The 20962-nt window shown below is 72.1% G+C and carries 14 protein-coding genes; 4 read left to right on the top strand and 10 right to left on the bottom strand.

Going from position 1 to position 20962, the window contains the following annotated elements:
- Positions 1-29: 29 nt before the first annotated feature.
- Together murJ and AC4H2S_RS03225 are read right to left on the bottom strand one after the other, a co-directional pair.
- Positions 30-1670 (bottom strand): murein biosynthesis integral membrane protein MurJ, encoded by a 1641-nt coding sequence (murJ, locus tag AC4H2S_RS03230; protein WP_491495519.1) that lies wholly within the window; start codon positions 1668-1670, stop codon positions 30-32.
- Positions 1667-3958, bottom strand: a complete 2292-nt coding sequence (locus AC4H2S_RS03225) for a DUF6049 family protein (RefSeq protein WP_491495518.1) — start codon at positions 3956-3958, stop codon at positions 1667-1669. The genes murJ and AC4H2S_RS03225 overlap by 4 nt, the downstream gene beginning before the upstream one ends.
- A gap of 53 nt (positions 3959-4011) precedes the next feature.
- Here AC4H2S_RS03225 and AC4H2S_RS03220 point away from each other — a divergent pair, with 53 nt between their 5' ends.
- Positions 4012-5463 carry a CCA tRNA nucleotidyltransferase gene (locus AC4H2S_RS03220; protein ID WP_491495517.1) on the top strand — a complete coding sequence of 484 codons (1452 nt, stop codon included), beginning with the start codon at positions 4012-4014 and terminating at the stop codon, positions 5461-5463.
- 183 nt (positions 5464-5646) lie between these two features.
- Here AC4H2S_RS03220 and mgtA read toward each other — a convergent pair whose 3' ends face one another.
- From mgtA to AC4H2S_RS03190, 6 genes are all read right to left on the bottom strand, one after another.
- Positions 5647-8238, bottom strand: a complete 2592-nt coding sequence (gene mgtA / locus AC4H2S_RS03215) for a magnesium-translocating P-type ATPase (RefSeq protein WP_491495516.1) — start codon at positions 8236-8238, stop codon at positions 5647-5649.
- Between the two features lie 132 nt (positions 8239-8370).
- Complete coding sequence (locus tag AC4H2S_RS03210) at positions 8371-9318, bottom strand: carbohydrate ABC transporter permease (RefSeq protein WP_491495515.1); 948 nt, start codon at positions 9316-9318, stop codon at positions 8371-8373.
- The gene (locus AC4H2S_RS03205) at positions 9315-10265 is read right to left on the bottom strand and encodes a carbohydrate ABC transporter permease (protein WP_491495514.1); all 951 of its coding nucleotides are present in this window, start codon (positions 10263-10265) and stop codon (positions 9315-9317) included. Before AC4H2S_RS03205 ends, AC4H2S_RS03210 begins: the two co-directional genes overlap by 4 nt.
- Positions 10262-11635, bottom strand: a complete 1374-nt coding sequence (locus AC4H2S_RS03200) for an extracellular solute-binding protein (protein ID WP_491495513.1) — start codon at positions 11633-11635, stop codon at positions 10262-10264. Before AC4H2S_RS03200 ends, AC4H2S_RS03205 begins: the two co-directional genes overlap by 4 nt.
- 178 nt (positions 11636-11813) lie before the next feature.
- Positions 11814-12896 carry an inositol-3-phosphate synthase gene (locus AC4H2S_RS03195; RefSeq protein WP_491495512.1) on the bottom strand — a complete coding sequence of 361 codons (1083 nt, stop codon included), beginning with the start codon at positions 12894-12896 and terminating at the stop codon, positions 11814-11816.
- Positions 12897-13012: 116 nt separating this feature from the next.
- On the bottom strand, positions 13013-13621 hold the full coding sequence (locus tag AC4H2S_RS03190; protein WP_491495511.1) for a PadR family transcriptional regulator: 609 nt from the start codon (positions 13619-13621) through the stop codon (positions 13013-13015).
- Between the two features lie 72 nt (positions 13622-13693).
- Between AC4H2S_RS03190 and AC4H2S_RS03185 the strand changes: the two genes are divergently transcribed.
- Together AC4H2S_RS03185 and AC4H2S_RS03180 are read left to right on the top strand one after the other, a co-directional pair.
- Complete coding sequence (locus tag AC4H2S_RS03185) at positions 13694-16039, top strand: transglycosylase domain-containing protein (RefSeq protein WP_491495510.1); 2346 nt, start codon at positions 13694-13696, stop codon at positions 16037-16039.
- Positions 16040-16047: 8 nt separating this feature from the next.
- Positions 16048-17364: a hypothetical protein gene (locus tag AC4H2S_RS03180; protein ID WP_491495509.1), complete on the top strand. Its 1317-nt coding sequence runs from the start codon at positions 16048-16050 to the stop codon at positions 17362-17364.
- On the opposite strand, the gene AC4H2S_RS03175 is transcribed toward AC4H2S_RS03180, so the two are convergent.
- Positions 17275-18354 carry an alanine racemase gene (locus tag AC4H2S_RS03175; protein ID WP_491495508.1) on the bottom strand — a complete coding sequence of 360 codons (1080 nt, stop codon included), beginning with the start codon at positions 18352-18354 and terminating at the stop codon, positions 17275-17277. The two genes, AC4H2S_RS03180 and AC4H2S_RS03175, sit on opposite strands and share 90 nt — an antisense overlap.
- Before the next feature lie 7 nt (positions 18355-18361).
- Complete coding sequence (locus AC4H2S_RS03170; protein WP_491495507.1) at positions 18362-19498, bottom strand: lipid II:glycine glycyltransferase FemX; 1137 nt, start codon at positions 19496-19498, stop codon at positions 18362-18364.
- A 342-nt stretch (positions 19499-19840) separates the two neighbouring features.
- Here AC4H2S_RS03170 and AC4H2S_RS03165 point away from each other — a divergent pair, with 342 nt between their 5' ends.
- Positions 19841-20953: a hypothetical protein gene (locus AC4H2S_RS03165; RefSeq protein WP_491495506.1), complete on the top strand. Its 1113-nt coding sequence runs from the start codon at positions 19841-19843 to the stop codon at positions 20951-20953.
- The last annotated feature ends 9 nt before the right edge of the window (positions 20954-20962 follow it).

Raw genomic sequence — 20962 nt, 5'->3', positions numbered from 1 at the left:
GTCTGGTTGCTGGTCCACTCTAGGCAGTCTCACCCCCGTCGGAGGCGCGCCGCGACGGTGTCCACCACGGTCGTGACCTCGCGGATGCGCAACAACCGGGCGCCGACGAGCACGACCACGAAGCCGGCCAGCGCGCTGGACGCACCCCGGACCAGCCCGACGAGGGGCCCGGGACGCTCACCGAGGTCGGCCAGCGCGAACCCGACCAGCCACGCCGCGGCGCCCGCGGCGACGAGCACGACGGCCATCCGCGCGAGGAAGCGGAGCAGCTGGGGCGTCTCGAGGCCGCCCACCGTGCGGCGGAGCAGGGTGAAGCTCACCACCGCGCCCACGACGTACGACGACAGGTAGGCCACGACGAGCATCGGCGCCGTCTCCTCGGCCGGGCGCGAGGGCACCAGCAGGGTGGCGACCAGGACGTTGGTGGCCGACACGGCGACCTGGATGAAGAAGACGAGCCGCGTCATCTCCATGGCGTAGAAGCCGCGCAGCATGAAGTAGTGGACGGTGAAGAACACCAGCGCCGGCCCGAAGAGCGCCAGGGTCGGGGCGAAGCTCGCGGCGGTGTCGGCGCCGCCGCCCCAGCCGAAGGCGAAGCCGGCCACGTCACCCGCGACGACCGGCAGGATGACCGCGAAGGGGAGCACCAGCGCGAGCGCGGTGCGCAGCGTCGAGCCCACGGTGCTGCCGAGCTCGCGCAGCTCGCCGTCGTGGGCGAAGACGGAGAGCCGGGGCAGGATCGCGGTGGCGAGCGACACGGTGATGACCGAGTGCGGCACCATCATGATGAGCAGGCTGCTGCTGTAGACGGTGTAGCCGGTGCCGTCGCCACCCTCGGCCGTGCCGCCGGAGGCGAGCCTGACCACGACGAGGTAGGCCGCCTGGGTCACGACGACGAACAGCACCGTCCAGATGCCGAGCGACAGCGTGTGGCGCAGCTCGGGGTCGCGGAAGTCGAACCGCGGGCGGTAGGTGAAGCCCGAGGCCCGGAGGTAGGGCACCAGCACCACGAACTGGGCCACGATGCCGAGCGTCGAGCCGAGGCCGAGCAGCACCTCCTGGTCGGTGCCGAGCGGCGCGTACTGCTCGGGGCCGTCGCCGACCGATCCCCAGATCACCAGGTAGACGAGCAGCATCACCACGGAGAGGAGGTTGTTGGCGATGGGCGCCCACATCATCGGGCCGAAGCGCCCACGGGCGTTGAGCACCTGGCCCACCAGGACGTACATGCCGTAGAAGAAGACCTGCGGCAGGCACCAACGCGTCAGGTCGACGATCGACTCCAGGTGCGCCACCCGGTCGGCGTCGAGCAGGCGGCTGTCGAGGTAGATGCTCAGCAGCTGTGGGGCGAGCACGACCAGCAGCACCGTGACGGTGCCCAGGAACAGCGCCGAGAGCGTGATCACCCGGCTGGCGTAGGCGTCGCCGCCGTCGGGGTCGTCGGTGATCCGCCGGACCAGCTGCGGCACGAGCACGGCGTTGAAGATGCCGCCCGCCAGCAGGATGTAGACCATGTTGGGCAGCGTGTTGGCGATGGTGAACAGGTCGCCGCGCAGCCCCGCGCCGAGGGCGGCGACGAGCAGCGCGCTCCGGATGAAGCCCGACGCGCGGGAGAAGATCGTGCCCGCCGCCATCACGGCCGAGTTGGCCAGGACCCGCTGGTCGCTCACGAACGCTCCCCGACCGGGGACTGCGGCGCGCGCTCGTCCCCCTCGTCGCCGGTCTCGTCGCCGGTCTCGTCGCCGGTCTGGTCGCTGGTCTGCTCGTCGGTCTGGTCCTCGCGCTCGGCCTGCTCGCGCTCGGCGGCCTGGTCGGCCGCGAGCTGCGCGCGTCGCGCCCGGATCTGGCGGGGGAGCCGGTAGCCGACCATCCCGAACAGCACGAGCGCGCCGAGGGCCATCACGATCCAGATGAGCGCGCTCACCCGTGCTGCGCGGATGGGCAGCTCGGCGGAGGCGCCGAGCGGCACGCCGTCGAGGCTGGTGACCGCGAGCCTGACCTTGTGCACGCCGGCGCGGCTGGTGGTCGCCTCGAACCGCACCACGCTGCGCGCCCGGGGACCGAGGCGTCGTACGCCGCCCCCGCTGAGCGTCAGCGCGCCGTCGGTGCGCACCTGCACCCGCACCTCGACCGGCTGGTCGAGGCCGTTGACCAGGGTGACGCCGAGCTGGCCCGAGTCGCTGGAGAGGGTCACCGCGGGCGGTGCCTCGATGTCGATCATGCCGAGGTCGGCCCGCAGGGACTCCTCGATCCGCTCGGCCGCGGTGCGCGCCATCGCCTGCTGGTCGCTGTGCTGCTGCGAGAGCGACACGAGCACCTCGTCGAGCACCGCTGCCTCGATGGTCGTCACCGGGATGACCACCTGCTCGAGCAGGGTGGCGGCCGCGGTAGCACGAGAGACGGCGGCGAAGACGGAGCCGCCGATCTCGGCGGCCTCGTCCGACTCGGTGTAGGTCAGGCTCGCGGCCGGGACCCCCTTGGCGGGGCGGCTCGCGATGGCGTCGACCGACACCATCTCGAGCCAGGGCTGCTCGAGGTCGGAGAAGAACGCCGCCGCGTCCTCGCCCCGCCACACCGTCGGCAGGGTGACGACCAGGGGCGCGGTGTTGGCGGAGTCCAGGCGGAGGGCGGCCTCGCTGAGCAGGCGCTGGCGCAGCGCGAGGGGGTCGCTCGCAGCGGTGGGGCCGGGGCCACCCGACTCGGCGCCGGTGCTGGTGACGACCACCTCGTGGCCCAGGAGCCGCACGACCGAGGTCGGGCTGGTCGGCGGGATCTCGAAGGCGTTGTCGCCCAGCAGCACCACCGTGCCCTCGGCGACGGCGGCGAGGGCCTCGGGGCTGAGCACGTCGTTGTCGGGCGCCACCGTGGGTCGGAAGTCGATCTCGTACGCCGCCATGACGGCGGCCGCCCGCGCCACGGCCTGGTCGAGGCGGGTGCGGTCGTGGCGGACCGCCGCCGAGACGTCGATGTCGCCGTAGGGCAGGGCCAGGACCGGGGTCGCGGCCGCCAGGGCGCGGAAGCGCTCGAGCCACGCGGAGGCGGCGGCGGCCAGCGCGGCCTCCTCCGCGGTCGGGTCGTCGGTGGGCGCCGAGGCGGTGGGGCTCAGCGCCTCGCCCGCGGGGTCGGGGGACTCCTCGCCCTCGGACGGCTCGGCCGGCGGCGGCTCCTGGCCGGGCACGGTGGTGTCGGGCGCGAGCGCTCGCGGGGGGTTGCCCTTGGCGAGGCGGTCGAGGGCGAGCAGCACAGCGGGGTCGACCAGCCAGCTGTAGGGCGTGGTGCCGGCGGACTCGGCCATGTCGAGCGCACCGTCGAGGCTGCCGCCCTCGGCGAGGCGGCGGGCCCACCGCTCGGTGCCGGCGATGGACCCGTCCTCGGCGAACCAGACGCGGCTGCGGATCGGCAGGATCACCGACGCCTCCTGCACCCCGTCGCCGGCGGGCACGCGGGGGATGAACGTACGGGCGCGGCCGTCGGCGACGATGTCGCGCGGCTCCGCTCCGTCGCCGAGGGCGTGGATGCCGATCCAGTAGACGCCGGGCTGGCCGGAGGTGGCCAGGAGCTCGACGGGGACGGAGTCGCTGAACTCGGCGGTGGCTCCGGGCGGGAGCTCCTCGATGGTGTCGAACGTGCCCGGCACCGTCACCCGCTCGCCGACGTACTCGGTCGGGTCGATGGTGGCCGAGGCGGCGAGGGCGCTCGCGTCGAGGATCGGGGACTCGGAGGAGAACGCGTGGAGGTTGACCCAGGTGAAGGTGTCGTCGCTGACGTTGGTGACGGTGCCGGTGATCTCCACGTCACCGCGGCGGGGCAGCACGGGACTGATGGTGTCGATGTGCACGACGAGGGGGTCCGACTCGGCCGCGGGGGCCGCCGGGGCGGGCGCTGCGAGCCCGGCGCCGGCGATGCCGACGGTCAGGAGGCCCGCCAGGGCAGCACGGAACGACGACGGGCGGGGCACGCCCCGATGCTAGTTGTTCGGCCCCACCGGACCGGCACGTAGACTGGCCTGTCGTGTCCGACGTCGCACTGCAGCCCCTCACGATCGTCGAGATCCAGCGACGGGTCGGCGACGAGCTGGACCGGATCGGGTCGGTCATCGACGAGCTCGGCACCCTGTTCGCCGAGGCCGGCGAGGAGCTGGCGCTGGTCGGCGGGCCCGTCCGCGACGCGATGATCGGTCGGCTCCAGAACGACCTCGACTTCACGACCTCCGCCCACCCCGACGTGACGGAGCGGCTCGTGTCGGGCTGGGCCGACGCGGTGTGGGACATGGGCCGCGACTTCGGCACGATCGGCTGCCGCAAGGGACCGTGGCAGGTCGAGATCACGACCTACCGATCCGAGAGCTACGACGCGTCCTCCCGCAAGCCCGACGTCGACTTCGGCGACTCCCTCGAGGGCGACCTCGGGCGGCGCGACTTCACCGTCAACTCGATGGCGGTGCGGGTGCCGAGCCGCGAGTTCGTCGACCCGTTCGGCGGCATCGTCGACCTCGCCGAGCGCGTGCTCCGCACGCCTGGCGCGCCCGAGGACTCCTTCTCCGACGACCCGCTGCGGATGATGCGGGCGGCGCGGTTCTCCGCCCAGCTCGGCTTCTCGGTCGCCCCCGACGTCGTCGAGGCGATGACCGCGATGGCGGGGCGGATCGAGATCATCTCCGCCGAGCGGGTGCGCGACGAGCTGGTCAAGCTGGTGTGCGCCCCCCACCCCCGCCTGGGCCTGACGCTGCTCGTCGACACCGGCCTGGCGTCCTACGTCCTGCCCGAGCTGCCGGCGCTGGCCCTCGAGCGCGACGAGCACCACCGCCACAAGGACGTCTACGAGCACACCCTCACCGTGCTGGAGCAGTCGATCGAGCTCGAGGACCGCCTCGGCGGCGGCCCCGACTTCGTGTCCCGCTTCGCGGCGCTGATGCACGACGTCGGCAAGCCGCGCACCCGCCGCTTCGAGCCCGGCGGCGTCGTGACCTTCCACCACCACGACGTCGTGGGCGCCAAGCTGACCCGCAAGCGGATGCAGGCGCTGCGCTTCTCCAACCACGACATCGACGCCGTCTCGCGACTCGTCGAGCTGCACCTGCGCTTCCACGGCTACGGCTCGGGCGAGTGGACCGACAGCGCCGTGCGGCGCTACGTCCGCGACGCCGGCGACCAGCTCGAGCGGCTGCACATCCTGACCCGCGCCGACTGCACCACCCGCAACCAGCGCAAGGCCGACCGGCTGCGTCGCACGTACGACTCGCTCGAGGAGCGGATCGCGCGGCTCTCGGAGGAGGAGGAGCTGGCCTCGATCCGGCCCGACCTCGACGGCAACCAGATCATGGAGATCCTCGGGATCGGTCCGGGCCGCGAGGTCGGCGAGGCCTACCGCCACCTCCTCGAGCTCCGGATGGACGAGGGCCCGATGTCCCGCGAGGCCGCCGAGGCGGCCCTCCGCGCGTGGTGGGCCGACCGCCAGGGCTGACCGCCTCGGGTCCTGTCGGGCCTGCGTCTGGTCTTTGTCGGAGTCCCCGCTCGAGCGGGGACTCCGACACGTGGAGGGGGTTGCAACCCCCTCCACGTGTCAGACTGCCCCGCCAAGTCCGCCACGATGTACGTGGCCGCCGCCCGGCATCGCCCTCCGCCCAGCCGCGCGCCGCCGTACGGGTCACTGCCCGCCGACCCGGGTCCCGCCGTGCTCGCGTACGATGCCCATCAGCCGCAGGCGCTGTCCGCGGGGGGCGACGGGCCGGGGCCGGTCGGCCGCGCGGAAGAAGTGGCGCTTCAGCTCCTCCGCAGCCACGACGTAGCCGAGGGTGATCAGCACGAGCGCGCCGACGACGGCGACGGGCAGGGGTTCCAGGCCGAGCACCTCCGAGACGCCGGGCACGAACGGGAGCGCCAGGGTGAGCAGCCCCACGACGAGCGAGGAGACGAGCAGCGGGGTCGCCGGCCGGCTGCGGATCGCGGCGCGCCGGGTGCGCAGCACCATCAGCACCGCCAGCTCGGTCAGCGTCGACCCGACGAACCACGCCGAGCGGAAGAGCGTCGAGTCGGCGTCGAAGACCTGCAGCAGGACCGCGAAGGTGAGCAGGTCGAACAGGGTGCTCAGCAGCCCGAAGACCACCATGAAGTCGCGCACGAAGCGCAGGTCCCAGTGCTGAGGCCGCGCGAGCTGCTCGGGGTCGACGTGGTCGACGGCGAGGGTGGTGCTCGGGATGTCGGAGAGGAAGTTGAGCACCAGGATCTGGCGCGGCAGCAGGGGCAGGAAGGGCAGGAACGCCGAGGCGATCACCATGCTCGCGACGTTGCCGAAGTTGGCGCTGACGGTGGTGAAGACGTACTTCAGGGTGTTGGCGAAGGTCTGCCGGCCCAGGCGCACGCCGTGGCCCAGCACCGCGAGGTCCTTGTCCAGCAGCACGATCGAGGCGGCACTCTTGGCCACGTCGACGGCGGTGTCGACCGAGATCCCGACGTCGGCGAGGTGGAGCGCCGCCGCGTCGTTGATCCCGTCGCCGAGGTAGCCGACGACCGACCCGCTGTCGCGCAGCGCCCGGATGATCCGCTCCTTGTGCAGCGGGTCGACCTCCGCGAACACCTCGACGTCGCGCACCCGGCTGACGAGCTGGTCGTCGTCCAGCGCATCGATGTCGTCGCCGGTGAGCACCGTGGCGGCGTCCATCCCGACCTGGCCCGCGATGTGGGCGGCGGCGAGGTGGTTGTCGCCGGTGATCATCCGCACGCTGATCCCGGCCTCGCGCAGGTCTCTCAGGGCCGCGGCCGCACCGGGCTTGGCCGGGTCGGCGAACGCCAGGAAGCCGACGAACTCCAGGTCCCGCTCGTCGTCGGGGCGGAGGCCCTCGGCCCCCGGCAGCGGACGCCGGGCCAGCCCCAGCACCCGGTAGCCCTGACTGCTGAGCTCGGCGAACCGGGCGTCGAGCGCGGGGCGGTCCACGCCGGTGCAGACGTCGGCCACGGAGGCGTACGCGCCCTTGCAGACCAGCTGCCGACCGGTCGGCCCGTCGACCAGAACGCCCAGCCGCTTGCGCTCGAAGTCGTAGGGCAGCTCCGCCACCGCCCGGTGGCCCGGCTCGGGGCGGTGCTCCTCCACGATCGCCGCGTCGATCGGGTTGACGAAGCCGGTCTGCAGCCCGGCGTTGAGCGACGCCAGGGCCAGCACGAGGTTGCTGGGGGCGCCCTCGGCGTCGAGGGCCGCGTGCAGCCGGGTCGTCCCGACGGTGAGGGTGCCCGTCTTGTCGGTGCAGAGCACGTCCATCGCGCCGAAGTCCTCGATGGTGTCGAGGCGGCGTACGACGACCTGCTCGCGCGCCATCCGCCTCGCACCGGCGGAGAGGCTGACGGCGATGATGGCGGGGAGCATCTGCGGGGTCAGCCCGACAGCGAGCGAGAGCGAGAAGAGCAGCGAGTCGACGAACGGGCGCTCGAGCACGAGGTTGAGCAGCAGGATGACCAGCGCCAGGCCGGCAGTGACCCGGGCGAGGAGCAGGCCGAACTGCCGGATGCCCCGCTGGAAGCCGGTGGCGGGGGGCTGCTGCTCGAGCCTCCGGGACAGCCGGCCCAGCTCGGTGCGCGCACCGGTGGCCACCACCACCGCGAGGCCGCGGCCGCTGACCACGTGGGAGCCGAGCAGCAGTGCTCCGTGCCGGTCGGCCGGCGGGGCGTCGGCGGGCGTCGCCCCGGGGCGCTTGTGCCGGGGGAAGGTCTCCCCGGTCAGGGCGGACTCGTCGACCTGGAGGGCGTCGGCGCTCAGCAGTCGGCAGTCGGCGGGCACCACGTCGCCGGCGTGCAGCACCACCACGTCGCCGGGCACCACCTCCTCGAGGGCGACCTCGACCTCGGCGCCACCGCGGAGCACGTCGGCATGCACCTGCACCAGGGCGAGCAGCCGGGCGACGGTGAGTGAGGCGCGGTGCTCCTGCCAGAAGCCGAGGAGGCCGCTGAGGCCGACGATGGTCAGGATGATCACCGCGTCGGTGACGTCGCGCAGCACGATGGAGATCAGGCTGGCGAGGATCAGGATCACGATGATCGGCTCGGTGAACTGCTTCGCGAGGGCGACCGGCCAGGAGACGTGGTGCGCCGGCGCGAGCCGGTTGGGACCGGCCGACTCGAGCCGCCGCGCGGCCTCGTCGGCGGCCAGGCCCGCCTCGGTGCTGCCCAGCGTGTCGAGCAGGTCGCCGGCCTGCAGCGCCCACCACGCCTGCGGCACCGGGGTGGCCGCTCCGTCGTCCTCACCCATGCCCAAGCCCCTCACCGTGCAGTCGCGTGCCGTGCGGTGCCGTGCCGTGCGGTGCCTGCTCACCGTACGCCGAGGGGCGCGTGGGGGGACGTGCTGCGCGGGGCGACCCTGCTGGTCGCCCCGCCACGTGGCTCAGCCCTTGGTGCCGGTCGTCGCGACGCCCTGGATGATGTGCCTCTGGCCGAGGAAGAACACGATGATCATCGGCACGGTCGTGATCACGCTCGCGGTGACCACGAGCTCCCAGTGCCACTCCCCGCCGAAGCCGAACTGGTCCAGCATCGACTTCAGCCCTCTCGGGACCGTGAAGTCCTCGCGGTCGCGCAGGTAGATCAGCCCGCGCATCAGGTCGGTCCAGGCCGCCTGGAACTCGAACAACGCGACGACCACGAGTGCCGGTCGGGTCAGCGGGAGCGCGATGTGCCAGAAGACGCGCCAGTGCCCCGCACCGTCGATCTGGGCGGCGTCGAAGAGCTCGGTGGGCAGGCCGAGGAAGAACTGGCGCAGCAGGAAGATGTAGAAGGCGGTGCCGAACAGGTTGCCGGCCCACAGCGGTGTGAGCGTGCCGACCATGCCGAGCGAGTCCCAGATGAGGTAGGTGGGGATCATCGTCGCCGCGCCGGGGACCATCATCGAGGCGAGCACCAGGCCGAACAGGAGGTTGCGGCCACGGAACTGGTAGCGGGCGAACCCCCACGCCACCAGCGAGCTGGAGATCGTCACGGTGATCGTCGCCATCACGGTCACGAACGCCGTGTTGAGCAGCCACGCCGCCATCGGAGCGGCGTTCCACACCTCGATGTAGTTGTCGAAGGTCAGCGTCTCGGGGATCAACCGGTTGTCGAAGACGTCGCTGCGCGGCTTGAGCGAGGCGCTGACCAGCCACACGAACGGGTAGACGAACGCGATCGTCATCGCGACCAGCAGGGCGCCGACGACGACGCGGGCGGCGAGCCCCCGCGGCCGCGAGGGGTCGTGGCGGTGCGGCGGCGTCGCCGTGTCGTCGTCCTCCAGCACCAGCCGGCCGGGGGCGGCGCCCGGGACGTCGGAGGGTGCCGCGGTCCGGCCGAGCGTGCTCATCGCGCGCCTCCGGTGTAGTGGACGTAGCGCCGGCTCAGCCAGACCTGCACGGCCGTGACCAGCATGACGATGACGAAGAGCAGCATCGCCAGGGCGGAGGCGTATCCCATGTGCAGGAACTCGAAGGCCTGCTGGAAGAGGTAGATCGCGTAGAACAGCGCGGCGTCGTTGCTGTAGGTCGTGTTGCCTGCGCCGAAGAACGCCGTGTAGGCCTCGGTGAACGACTGCAGGGACGCGATCGTGTCGACGACGACGATGAAGTAGATCGCCGGGCTGATGATCGGCAGCGTGACGTGCCACAGGCGGCGCCACCATCCGGCGCCGTCGACCCGGGCGGCGTCGAGCAGCTCCTCGGGCACCTGCTGCAGCGCGGCGAGCAGGATGATCACCGAGGCGCCGACGGTCCACAGCGACATGATCACCAGGCCCGGCTTCACCCAGGCCGGGTCGGTGGTCCAGTTGGGCCCGTTGATGCCGAACCAGCCGAGGAACTCGTTGAGCAGGCCGCTCTGCCCGTTGAGCAGCAGGAGCAGCAGCACGCCGATGGCGACCGGCGGAGTCATCTTGGGCAGGAAGAACGCCGTGCGGAAGAAGCCGGCCGCCCGCCCGGCCCGCTGCAGCAGCAGGGCGAGGCCGAGGGAGACCAGCAGCTGGGCCGGCACCGACATCGCGGTGTAGACGAACGTGTTGCGCAGCGCCAGCGTGACCTTCTCGTCGCCCACCAGCTCGCGGTAGTTGTCCAGGCCGACGAACGACGGGTCGTTGATCACGTCGTAGTCGGTCAGGGAGAGGTAGGCGGTGTAGAGGACCGGATAGGCCATGAACACCACGAACCCGACGATCCACGGGCTGATGAACAGCAGCGCGATGCGGCCCTCGCGCCGGCCCCGGCCCCGGGGAGGGCGGAGGCCGGGCGCGCGGGCGGCGGCCGGAGCCGCGACGGTCACTTCTCGTCCCAGGTGGCCCAGGCCTCGTCGAGCGCCTCCTGCGCGGACTCCTGCGCGTCGGCGAGGGCGTCGGCCGGCTCCTTGTCACCGGTCAGCACCTTGTTGACCTCGTCCTGCCAGGCCTGCTCGAACTCGTCGCCGGCCGGGTTGGCCGGCATCGAGAAGGTGTTGTCGTTGGCCTCGTACATCGCGGCGACCGCCTGCGACCAGGCCGAGTCGCCGTCGGTGGGCGCCATCTCGCGGATCGCCACGTCGGCCTCCTCGTTGGCGGTCAGGATGCCGGTGAACAGCCCGCCCTCCTTCTCGCGCAGGGCGGCGCGCTCCTCGGCCGCGGCCATCCACGAGTCGGTCTCGGTCATCACCCGCGCCATCCGGCACGCGGCCTCGGGGTCCGGGCTGCCCTTGGGGATCGCCCACGCGGACCCCGACGCCCAGGCGATGGGCTCGCCCTGCAGGTCCCGCACGGTGTCGAAGGCCATCGGGGCGTCGGGTGAGACGTCGTTGAGGACGTTGACGTACCACTGCTCCATCGGCATCGCCCCGAGCGTTCCGCTGGCGAACTGGTTGCCGTCGCCGAAGAAGTCGGCCGAGTCGCGCAGCGCCTTCACCTCGCCGAACCCGCCCTGGGCGTCGTAGACGGCGACCGCGAACTCGAGCGCCTCGACGACCGCCGGGTCGTCGAGCTGCGCGGTCCGGCCGTCCTCGGAGATGAGGTCCGCGCCGTTGGCCTTGGCCCACAGGGGCAGGAACTCGGGCAGCTTGCTGTCGTAGCCGATCGTGGCGAGGTTGCCGCCCTGCATCTCCATCAGGTCCTCGCTGGCGGCGAGCACGGCGTCCCAGTCGGAGCCGTTGACGTCCTCGACCGTGTGCCCGGACCGCTCGAGCAGGTCGGCGTTGGCCTGGGTGAGCTGGATGACGTTGAACTCCGGGATGCCGTAGACCTCGTCGGCGAACGTCACCTCGTCGAGGGCCGTGTCGCGGAACACGGAGGTGTCGATGCCCTCGCCCTCGATGCAGTCGGTGAGGGGCACGACAGCGCCGCGCGAGGCGAAGGTGCCGATCTGCGAGCGCTCGGCATAGACCAGGGACGGCGGCTCACCCGAGGCGACCGAGGAGAGGAACTGCTGGATGTCGAGGTCGCCCTCGATGAGCTTGACCTCGGCCTCGCCCAGCGCCTCCTCGGCACGGTCGAGGCGGACGGTGGCGATCTCGTCGCCGGCGCCGAAGCCCATCACCTGCACGGTGCCGGAGAGGTCGGCATCCGGGTCGAAGGAGGCGTCCGAGGACCCCTCGGAGTCAGCGGTCCCCTGGGCGCACCCCGCCAGCAGGCAGGCCGCGGCCAGCAGCCCCGTCGTTCGCACGAGTGGCATCGTTCCCTCCTCACCGCCGGCGGATTCCGGCCCCTGGGGCGGTACCCGGCGAGAAGCGCTTCTATCCCAGCCCTCCCCACCCCTACGGGTGTACGCACGCCAGCGGCCCCGCAGGTCCGGTCGGATCTGCGGGGCCGCTGGGTCGTGCTGGGTCGTGCGGGCGTCGAGGACGCCGGGGTCACTCGCCCTTGATGAACTTCTCGAGCTCGGCGCGACCGAGGTCGTCGGCCATCTGCACCGGCGGGGACTTCATCAGGTAGGCCGAGGCCGGCAGGATCGGGCCGCCGATGCCGCGGTCCTTGGCGATCTTCGCCGCGCGCACGGCGTCGATGATGATGCCGGCCGAGTTGGGGGAGTCCCACACCTCGAGCTTGTACTCGAGGTTGAGCGGGGCGTCACCGAAGGCACGGCCCTCGAGGCGGACGTAGGCCCACTTGCGGTCGTCGAGCCAGGCGACGTAGTCGGACGGGCCGATGTGGACGTTGCGGTCGCTGATCTTGTCGGCGAGCTCGCCCTTGAGGTTGGACGTCACGGCCTGGGTCTTGGAGACCTTCTTGGACTCCAGGCGCTCGCGCTCGAGCATGTTCTTGAAGTCCATGTTGCCGCCGACGTTGAGCTGGTAGGTGCGGTCCAGCGCGACGCCGCGGTCCTCGAACAGCTTGGCCATCACCCGGTGGGTGATGGTGGCGCCGACCTGGCTCTTGATGTCGTCGCCGACGATCGGGAGGCCCGCGTCCTCGAACTTCTTGGCCCACTCGGGGTCGGAGGCGATGAAGACCGGCAGCGCGTTGACGAAGGCCACGCCGGCGTCGATCGCGCACTGGGCGTAGAACTTGTCGGCCTGCTCGGAGCCCACCGGGAGGTAGGACACCAGGACGTCGACCTCGGCGTCCTTGAGCGCCTGGACGACGTCGACCGGCTCGGCGGCCGACTCCTCGATGGTCTGGCGGTAGTACTTGCCGAGACCGTCCATCGTCGGGCCGCGCTTGACCTCGACGCCCAGCGTCGGGACGTCGCAGATCTTGATGGTGTTGTTCTCGGAGGCGTCGATGGCCTCGGAGAGGTCCTTGCCGACCTTCTTGTCGTCGACGTCGAAGGCGAGGACGAACTCGACGTCCTTGACGTGGTAGTCACCGAAGACGACGTGCATGAGCCCCGGCACGGTCCCGCTGGGGTCAGCGTCCTTGTAGTACTCCACGCCCTGGATGAGGGACGTGGCGCAGTTGCCGACTCCCACGATCCCTACTCGTACAGAACCCATGGGGGTCTCCTTCTCTTTCTGGTGTTCCCGGCTGCTGGTCGGTGCTGCTGGTCGGTGCTGCTGTGCCGTGCTTGGTGCCTGGTGCAGGTGCTCGGTGCAGGTGTGGGGGTAGGTGCTCAGTGCTGGGGCTCGGTGGTGGGCCGCGCCGGCTGGTTGATCGGCTGGGCGGACACGGAGCCGCCGGCCTCGTCGCCGCGCTCGGCGCGGATCAGGTCGGAGAGCCAGCGGACCTCGCGCTCCACCGACTCCACGCCGTGGCGCTGGAGCTCGCCGGCGTAGCGGTCGACCTCGGCCTGGGTGCGGGCGAGCTCGTCCTGGACCCGGGCGAGGCGCTCCTGCAGGCGGGAGCGACGTCCCTCGAGGACCCGGAGGCGGATCTCCATGTCGGTGGAGGAGAAGAAGGCGAAGCGGATGTCGAAGTTGTCGTCCTCCCACGCTGTGGGGCCGACCTCCGACATCAGGCGCTGGAACTGCTCGTTGCCGGCCGGGGTGACCTCGTAGACGATGCGCGGACGACGGCTCGTCGAGGTGGTGGTGGTCTTCACCTCGGTGATGAGGTTGGCGCGCAGCATCTTCTTGAGCGCGGGGTAGAGCGAGCCGTAGGACAGCACGCGCCCCCAGCCGAGCATGAGGTTGAGCCGCTTGCGCAGCTCGTAGCCGTGCATGGGTCCCTCGTGCAGCAGTCCGAGGACTGCGAGCTCGATGGTGTCTCCACGGCGTGCCATGTGACCTATCGTACCGATATATCCGCTGGCGACGAATCGGGATGCCCTGAGCGTTCCCCTTACCCTTGCCCGGTGAGTGCGAAGAAGCGGAGGGCCGACGGCAAGGCCCAGACCCGGCGGCCCCAGCCGCGGCGTACGGGAAAGCAGCGAGCGGCCCGGATCGCCAAGATCCTCGGTGTCCTCGGCGTGGTGGGAGCCCTCGTCCTCGGCGGCGCCGTGGTCGTGCTCTACCAGGCGATCAGCATCCCCGAGCCCAACGAGGACTTCGAGTCGCAGACCACCTTCGTCTACTACCGCGGCGGTGAGCAGGAGCTCGGCACCTACTACGAGGAGCAGAACCGGGTCTCCATCCCGCTGTCGCAGATGCCCGAGACGTTGCAGGACGCCGTCGTCGCCGCGGAGAACCAGAGCTTCTGGACCGACAAGGGCCTGGACCCCAAGGGCATCCTGCGCGCGCTCTTCTCCAACGCCCGGGGCAACGCCCGCCAGGGTGCGTCCACGATCACCCAGCAGTACGTCAAGATCCTCTACCTGACCAGCGAGCAGAGCTACAAGCGCAAGATCCGCGAGGCCGTCGTCTCGCTCAAGATCCAGCAGCAGCTGAGCAAGGAGGAGGTGCTCGAGGGCTACCTCAACACCATCTACTTCGGTCGCGGCGCCTACGGGGTCGAGGCCGCGTCGGAGGCCTACTTCGACCGCCCGGCCAGCGAGCTCAACCTGCGCCAGTCCGCGGTGCTGGCCACGGTGCTCAACAACCCCTCGAAGTACGACCCCGCCAACGGCAAGGAGGCGAGGGAGGACCTGAAGGGCCGCTACGCCTACGTGCTCAACAGCATGGCCGAGATGGGCACCATCGACGCCGAGCAGCGCGACAAGGCGGTCAAGCGCCTGCCCAAGTTCCCCAAGATCGCCGCCCAGAGCCAGTACGGCGGCCAGCGCGGCCACATGCTCGCGCTGGTCAAGCAGGAGCTCCTGGCCCGCAACATCGCCAGCGAGGACGAGATCGACGGCGGTGGCCTGCGGATCACCACGACGTTCGACCCCCAGGTGATGAGCGACGTCGAGGAGGCCGTGACCGCGCAGCGCCCGGACGCCGGGATGCCCGGCCCCGCGGGCGACAAGGACCTCCACGTCGGCGCGGCCACCGTCGACACCGCCACCGGCGAGCTGCTCGGCTTCTACGGCGGCCAGGACTACCTCGAGTCGCAGATCAACTGGGCCGTCGCCGGCGGCATGGCGGGCTCGACGATGAAGGCCGCCACCAACGTCGCTGCCATCCGCGACGGCTTCTCCCTCAACGACACCTTCGAGGGCAACAGCCCCATCGACATCGCCGGCACCGAGTTCGGCAACCAGGGCGACACCGACTACGGCTCCGCCGTCTCGATGCTCACCGCCACCGAGAACTCGATCAACACCGCCTACGTCGACATGGTCGACTCGATGGACGGCGGCCCCCAGAAGGTCATCCAGGCGGCCGAGGACCTCGGCATCCCGGGCAACGAGCCGCAGCGCTGGGGCATCCCGCGCAGCTCGATCGACTTCCAGGACAACATCGGCGTCACCCTCGGCACGGCGCAGGTGAGCCCGATCAACATGGCCAACGCCTACGCCACCCTGGCCAACGGCGGGGTCCGCAACGAGGTCCACGTCGTGCAGAAGGTCGTCGACCGGAGCGGCGAGGTGCTCTACGAGGCCAGCAAGCGCAGCAAGGAGACCGTCGACCCCGACATCGCGGCCGACGTGACGTACGCGCTGCAGAAGGTCGTCGAGTCCGGGTCGGGCACCGAGGCGCTCGCCCTGGGCCGCCCGGCCGCCGGCAAGACCGGCACCGCCACCAACGACAAGGACGAGGTCTCCTCCTCGTGGTTCGTCGGGATGACCCCGCAGGTCTCCACCGCCGTCATGTACGTCCGGGGCCGGGGCCGCGAGGGCCTCGACGTCCCGCGACCCGACGGGGCCGACCTGTGGCTGCCGACCAGCTCCGACGGCCGCTCGGGCTACTTCGGTGGCAACTACCCCGCCAAGACGTGGACCGACATCATGCAGCGGGTGATGGAGGACAAGGAGGTCGAGGACTTCCCCGAGCCGGTCTTCGTCGACGGCGACGCGCCCGACGAGGGCCACGAGTACACGCCGCCCCCGCCGCCGCCGTCCTCCTCGACGCCGCAGCCGTCCAACACGCCGTCGCAGACCCTCGAGCCGAGCGAGCCGAGCGAGACCCCCACGGAGACGCCGACCGAGACGCCCACCGAGACGCCCACCGAGACGCCCACGGAGACGCCGCTGCCGACGGAGATCCCGACGCTGCCGACCGAGATTCCCACCCTGCCTCCGGAGACGCCGCCCACGCCGGGCGTCTCGCCGCCGAGCGGGCGGCTCCAGCCGCGCTCACCGTCGGCCGACGTCCGACCCTGAGCCCGGCCGTGGACCGCGCCCAGACCGAGTCCGTCGAGGCGCCGACGCGCGTCGACCCGGTCGCCGCGGCCATGTCGGAGGTCGCGGGCGGCCCGCTGGGAGACCACGCCGCCGGCCACCGCTGGTGGTCGGCCGCGCGGGTGCTCGCCGGGGCCACCGCGGTCACCCTCGCCGCCGGGATGGTGGCCAAGACGGCCTGCGTGCCGACGGCCTGGGGCAACGAGCACCAGCCCTTCTCCGAGCTGTGCTGGACCGGCCTGGCCGGCAGGTCGGTCGACGCCGGGTCGCCACCGCGGGTCGCCGCCTGGCTCACCGACGGGGTCGAGCGCGTCACCGGGATGCTCCCGGGTTCGGGCACCGTCGCGACCACCGCGGGCCTGGCCGTGCTCCTGGCTGCCCTCGCCCTGCTGGCGACGGCCCTCCTCGTGCGCGTCGACCGCCGCCGCCCGTGGGCCGCGGCGGGCTGGGCGCTCGGGCCGGTGCTGCTGGTCCACTGGCTCTCGTGGGAGCTCGTCGCGGCCGTGGGGGTCGCCGTCCTGCTGTGGGGCTGGACGTCCGGGCGTCCGTGGCTGGCCGGGGTCGGCGCCGGCGTGGGCGCCGCGTTCGCCCTGCCCGTCGCGCTGGCGTTCGTGGGCGTGCTCGCCGTCGGCGGACGGCTGCGCGAGCGCGTCGACGCGCTGCTCGCGGCCGCTGCGGCCTACGTCGTGCTCACCCTGCCGGGCCGGGCGACGGGACCCGATCTCGACATCGGCTCCATCTGGCTCCTGCTCGACCAGACGGGCATCGGCGCGTCGACCACGGTCCGCACCCTGAGCCAGGTCGTCGTCCTCGCCCTCGCGGCCGGGGCGGTGTGGTGGCTCGTCCGCCGGGCCGGCCGGCCCACCGCGATGACGACCGCGCGCGCCGGTCTGGTGCTGCTGGCCGCCGGCCTGGTGGTGGCGCCGTCGGCCCCACCCGAGTCGGCGCTGTTGCTGCTCCCCCTGGCCGCGCTGGCCGTACGCCGCTGGCGCGACCTGCTGGTGTGGCAGGGACTGCACCTGGTCAGCTGGGTCATCACCGGCTGGTACGTCGGGCAGGCCCTGGAGCCCACGGTCGCCGACGACGGCCGTGCCTACTGGCTCGCGGTGCTGCTGCGGGTGCTCGGCCTGCTCTGGCTCATCGGCGCCGTGCTGCGCGACACCGCGTCCGGGCCCGTCGACGGGCCCGACCACGATGCCCGCTGGTGGCCGCCCGGGTCAGTCGACGACGACGCGGTCGAAGTCGGTCGCGGTGAAGCGCACCCGCACCTCGATGTCCTCACCGACGCTGGGGACACGCGCCCCTGACGGGACGAACAGCATCGAGGCCTGCATGTGGGGCGGCTCGGCGAAGAGCCGCTGCTTGCCGTCGATGGAGAACGGCGAGCGGACGAAGCCGACGGCGTCGAGGCCGCCGCGGGCCAGCGTCGCTGCCCGCGCCTTCAGCGACTGGTCGCCGGTGGGGGCCTCGAGGCCGATGCCGTGCGCGGTGCCACCGCTGACGACGACGATGTGGCCGTGCTTGGGCGCGCTGCGGCCGCGGTAGCCGAAGGTGTCGCCGCGCTCGACCTCGTGCACATCGAGGACCGTCGCGGTGACCGAGAGGGCGCCACGGTCGCCGAGCCAGAGGTCGGTGCCGATGCGCGGGCGCACCGTGAAGTCGGGGTAGGTGGTGGCCAGGGTGGCCAGCTCGTCGCGGGTGAGGTGGGAGACGAAGACCGTGCGGGTCGGCAGCCCGGAGGCGACGATCTCGTTGATCAGCCGGTTGACCTCGCCGAGGTGGGAGGTGGTGTTGAGCGGCAGGTGCATCGCCACGCCGCGCAGCCCGCTGCGCGCCGTGCCGAGGGTCGCGGCCGCCGTCGCCAGGTCGCGACGGGTCATCCCGTGGCGCAGCATCGAGGTGAGCTGCTCCAGCACGAACCGGGCGTCGGGGTCGCGCTCGCGCAGCGCCACGAGGTCGTCGGGGCGGCTGACGGTGTGCACGACCCGGGAGGCGGTGCGGGCGTCGAGGTCGAGGGCCGCGCCGAACGGACGCCACGGGGTGAGCACCAGGAGGTCGCCGGAGTAGCGGCTCGCCGCCTCCTCGACCTCGTCGTAGGTGCCGACGGCGAGGGTGTCGAGCGGAGCACCGGTCTCGCTGGCGTGGTCGACCAGCCACTGCGCGCGCCGGGCGAGGCGGGGGAGCGAGAGGCCGTAGCCGTTGCCCTTGGCGACCGGGACGATGCCCGGGTGGTCGCGGACCGTGCGGAGCAGGTGCGAGCGCCACCGCTCGCCGTCCACCGTGAGTGTCAGGCTCATCCGCGCCTCACCCCCTGCGCGCCAGGTAGAGCTGGAACGCCTTGTAGATGGCCCGGTTGAGGGGCAGGTCCCACTCGCCCGCGTGCTCGACCGCCTGCCCACCGGTGCCGACCTTGAACTGGATCAGCCCGACGTGCGGGTCGTCGGCGTCCAGGGTCTCGGTGATGCCGCGCAGGTCGTAGACGTGGGCGCCCGCGGCGAGCGCGTCGCGCATCATCGCCCACTGCACGGCGTTGGAGCCGCGCACCTCGCGCTTCTCCGTCGACGAGGCGCCGTAGGAGTACCAGGCGTGGGTGCCGACCCGGATCCCGATCGTCGCCGCGACCAGGTCGTGCTCGTGGCGCGCCAGCCAGACCTGGATCCGGCCGGGGTCCTCGGCGGCCAGGGCGTCGTACATCGTCTCGAAGTAGGACAGGGGGCGCGGGGTGAAGTGGTCGCGCTCGGCGGTGTGGACGTAGAGGTCGTGGAACGCCTTGAGGTCGGTGCGCTGGCCGAGGCTCACCTCGACCCCGGCCTTGTCGGCCTTCTTGATGTTGCGCCGCCACAGCTGGTTCATCCCCGCGAGGACGTCGGCCTCGGTGCGCTGACGGCCGTCGTCGTCGACGAGCGGGACCTGGAAGTTGAACTGCGGCTGCCCAGCGGAGAAGCCGCCCTCCGCCGACTGCTGCTGCCACCCGAGCTCGTGGAGCTGGGCGATCACCCGGGCGCCCTGCTGCGTGCGCTCGAGCGGGGGCACGTCGCCGAGGCGGTGCACCGCCGGGTCGGCGATGCCGGCCTTCACCTGCTCGGCCGACCAGCGGCGGGTGACCACTGGTGGTCCCATCCGCACCGCGAAGGCGCCCTGGTGCTTGAGGTGCGCGACCATCGGCGTCAACCAGTCGTCGAGGTCGTCGCCCGACCAGTCGATCACCGGGCCCTCGGGCAGGTAGGCGAGGTAGCGGCGGACCTTCGGCAGCTGGCGGTAGAGCACCAGGCCGGCGCCGACGAGCTCGTTCGCGCGGAACCAGCCGATCGACTCGGCGCGCCACTCGGCCTTCACGCTGGCCCACGCCGGGGTCTGCAGGAAGCTCGCGGACGACCGGCTGGCGATCAGGTCTCGGTGCTGCAGCGCGGAGATCGGGCGCAGCGTCAGGGGGGTCGTCACCCCGGACAGGCTACAAGGGACCAGACACGACCCCCGTACGTGTCTGGTCCCTTCGCAGGTAGAGACGCACGACACACCGGATCGGTTGCAGGCCTCCGGTTTCTTTACCTTCGGCCCCCCCGACCGGGTGGGAACCGGAGGGATCACCGGAGAAAACCCGGACTTCCTCAAGGCATCCCCGAGGTTGGGGCCAGAGTGCTTCGAGCCCGTACCAATCGGCGCCCGCGCGACGCTGCCCGAGCAGGGGAGTGGAGCGACCCGTGGGGACGTACAGGTCCTCCGCCTCCCCGGCCACGACGGCGCACCCGGCGCCGCAACGACCCTTTGGGGGACACACCCAGCATGAGCTCGACCCACCGTTACCGCCTTGTTCCGCGACTGGGCCTCGCCGCCCTCGTCTGCCTCGGCGCCGTGGCCACCGCACCACTGGCGGCCGTCGCCGACCCGCCGGGCAACAACGGCACCGTGAAGATCGCCCAGATCGGCGACTTCGACAAGATCCCCAACAACGCCCCTCACGTCGGCTGCACCTTCGACGTGGAGTGGTACGGCTTCGACGAGGGCCCCGACCTCTTCTCGACGGTCTCGTTCGCCGAGCAGGCGCCCACCACGGGCGTCGGCCTGAGCGTCGACGGCCCCGCCCGGGTCTTCGTGGGCGGCGACCCCGCCACCGGCGCCGGCACGCCGACGGGCCTCGACGCGAAGGCGACCTACACCCTCTCCTTCACCGGGCCCCCGCACCCGCAGCAGGGCTACCACCTCAAGCTCACCATCAGCACGCCCCGGTCCAAGGGCAACAACACCAAGAGCAAGGTGTTCTGGGTCAAGGGCTGCGAGCCGACCCCGCCCACGACTGACCCGACGGACCCGCCGACGCCTGACCCGACGGACCCCCCGACGCCGGACCCGACGGACCCGCCCACGCCTGACCCGACGGATCCCCCGACGCCTGACCCGACGGACCCGCCCACCCCGGACCCGACGGACCCGCCCACGCCTGACCCGACGGATCCCCCGACCCCGGACCCGACGGACCCGCCCACGACTGACCCGACGGACCCCCCGACCGAGCAGCCGACCGATCAGCCCACCGAGCAGCCGACCGAGCAGCCCACCACCCCGGCGACGCCCCTGCCCACGCAGGACCCCGAGGTGCTGCCGGCGCAGGCGAGCGACGAGACCGACGCGCCCGAGGTGCTCGGCGAGCAGGCCTCCGGTGGGGACGACGACTCGAGTGTCGGGTCCGACGACGCCGGCTCCAGGGACGGCGGCACCGGCCCGGAGGTCCTGGGCGCCGAGGCGCAGCAGCAGCCGCTGCCGACGGCGGTCAACGCGGGTCTCCGCGCGAGCGCTGCTCCGGTCGGTCCCGACGCGGTACAGGTGCTCGTGGGCCTGATGACCCTGCTCCTCGGCGGGGCGGTGGCCCGACTCGGGTGGCGCCGCGCCCGTGCGTGAGCCGCGCCA

The sequence above is a fragment of the Nocardioides sp. Z13_37 genome (genome assembly GCF_058355585.1).
The sequence above is the reverse complement of the archived record's forward strand: the minus strand, read 5'-3'. Positions and strand labels throughout refer to the sequence as shown.

Coding starts and splice junctions, on each gene's coding strand:
- mgtA (WP_491495516.1), bottom strand. CDS start 8,238: ATGGGTGAGGACGACGGAGCGGCCACCCCGGTGCCGCAGGCGTGGTGG.
- AC4H2S_RS03210 (WP_491495515.1), bottom strand. CDS start 9,318: ATGAGCACGCTCGGCCGGACCGCGGCACCCTCCGACGTCCCGGGCGCC.
- AC4H2S_RS03200 (WP_491495513.1), bottom strand. CDS start 11,635: ATGCCACTCGTGCGAACGACGGGGCTGCTGGCCGCGGCCTGCCTGCTG.
- AC4H2S_RS03195 (WP_491495512.1), bottom strand. CDS start 12,896: ATGGGTTCTGTACGAGTAGGGATCGTGGGAGTCGGCAACTGCGCCACG.
- AC4H2S_RS03190 (WP_491495511.1), bottom strand. CDS start 13,621: ATGGCACGCCGTGGAGACACCATCGAGCTCGCAGTCCTCGGACTGCTG.
- AC4H2S_RS03175 (WP_491495508.1), bottom strand. CDS start 18,354: ATGAGCCTGACACTCACGGTGGACGGCGAGCGGTGGCGCTCGCACCTG.
- AC4H2S_RS03165 (WP_491495506.1), top strand. CDS start 19,841: ATGAGCTCGACCCACCGTTACCGCCTTGTTCCGCGACTGGGCCTCGCC.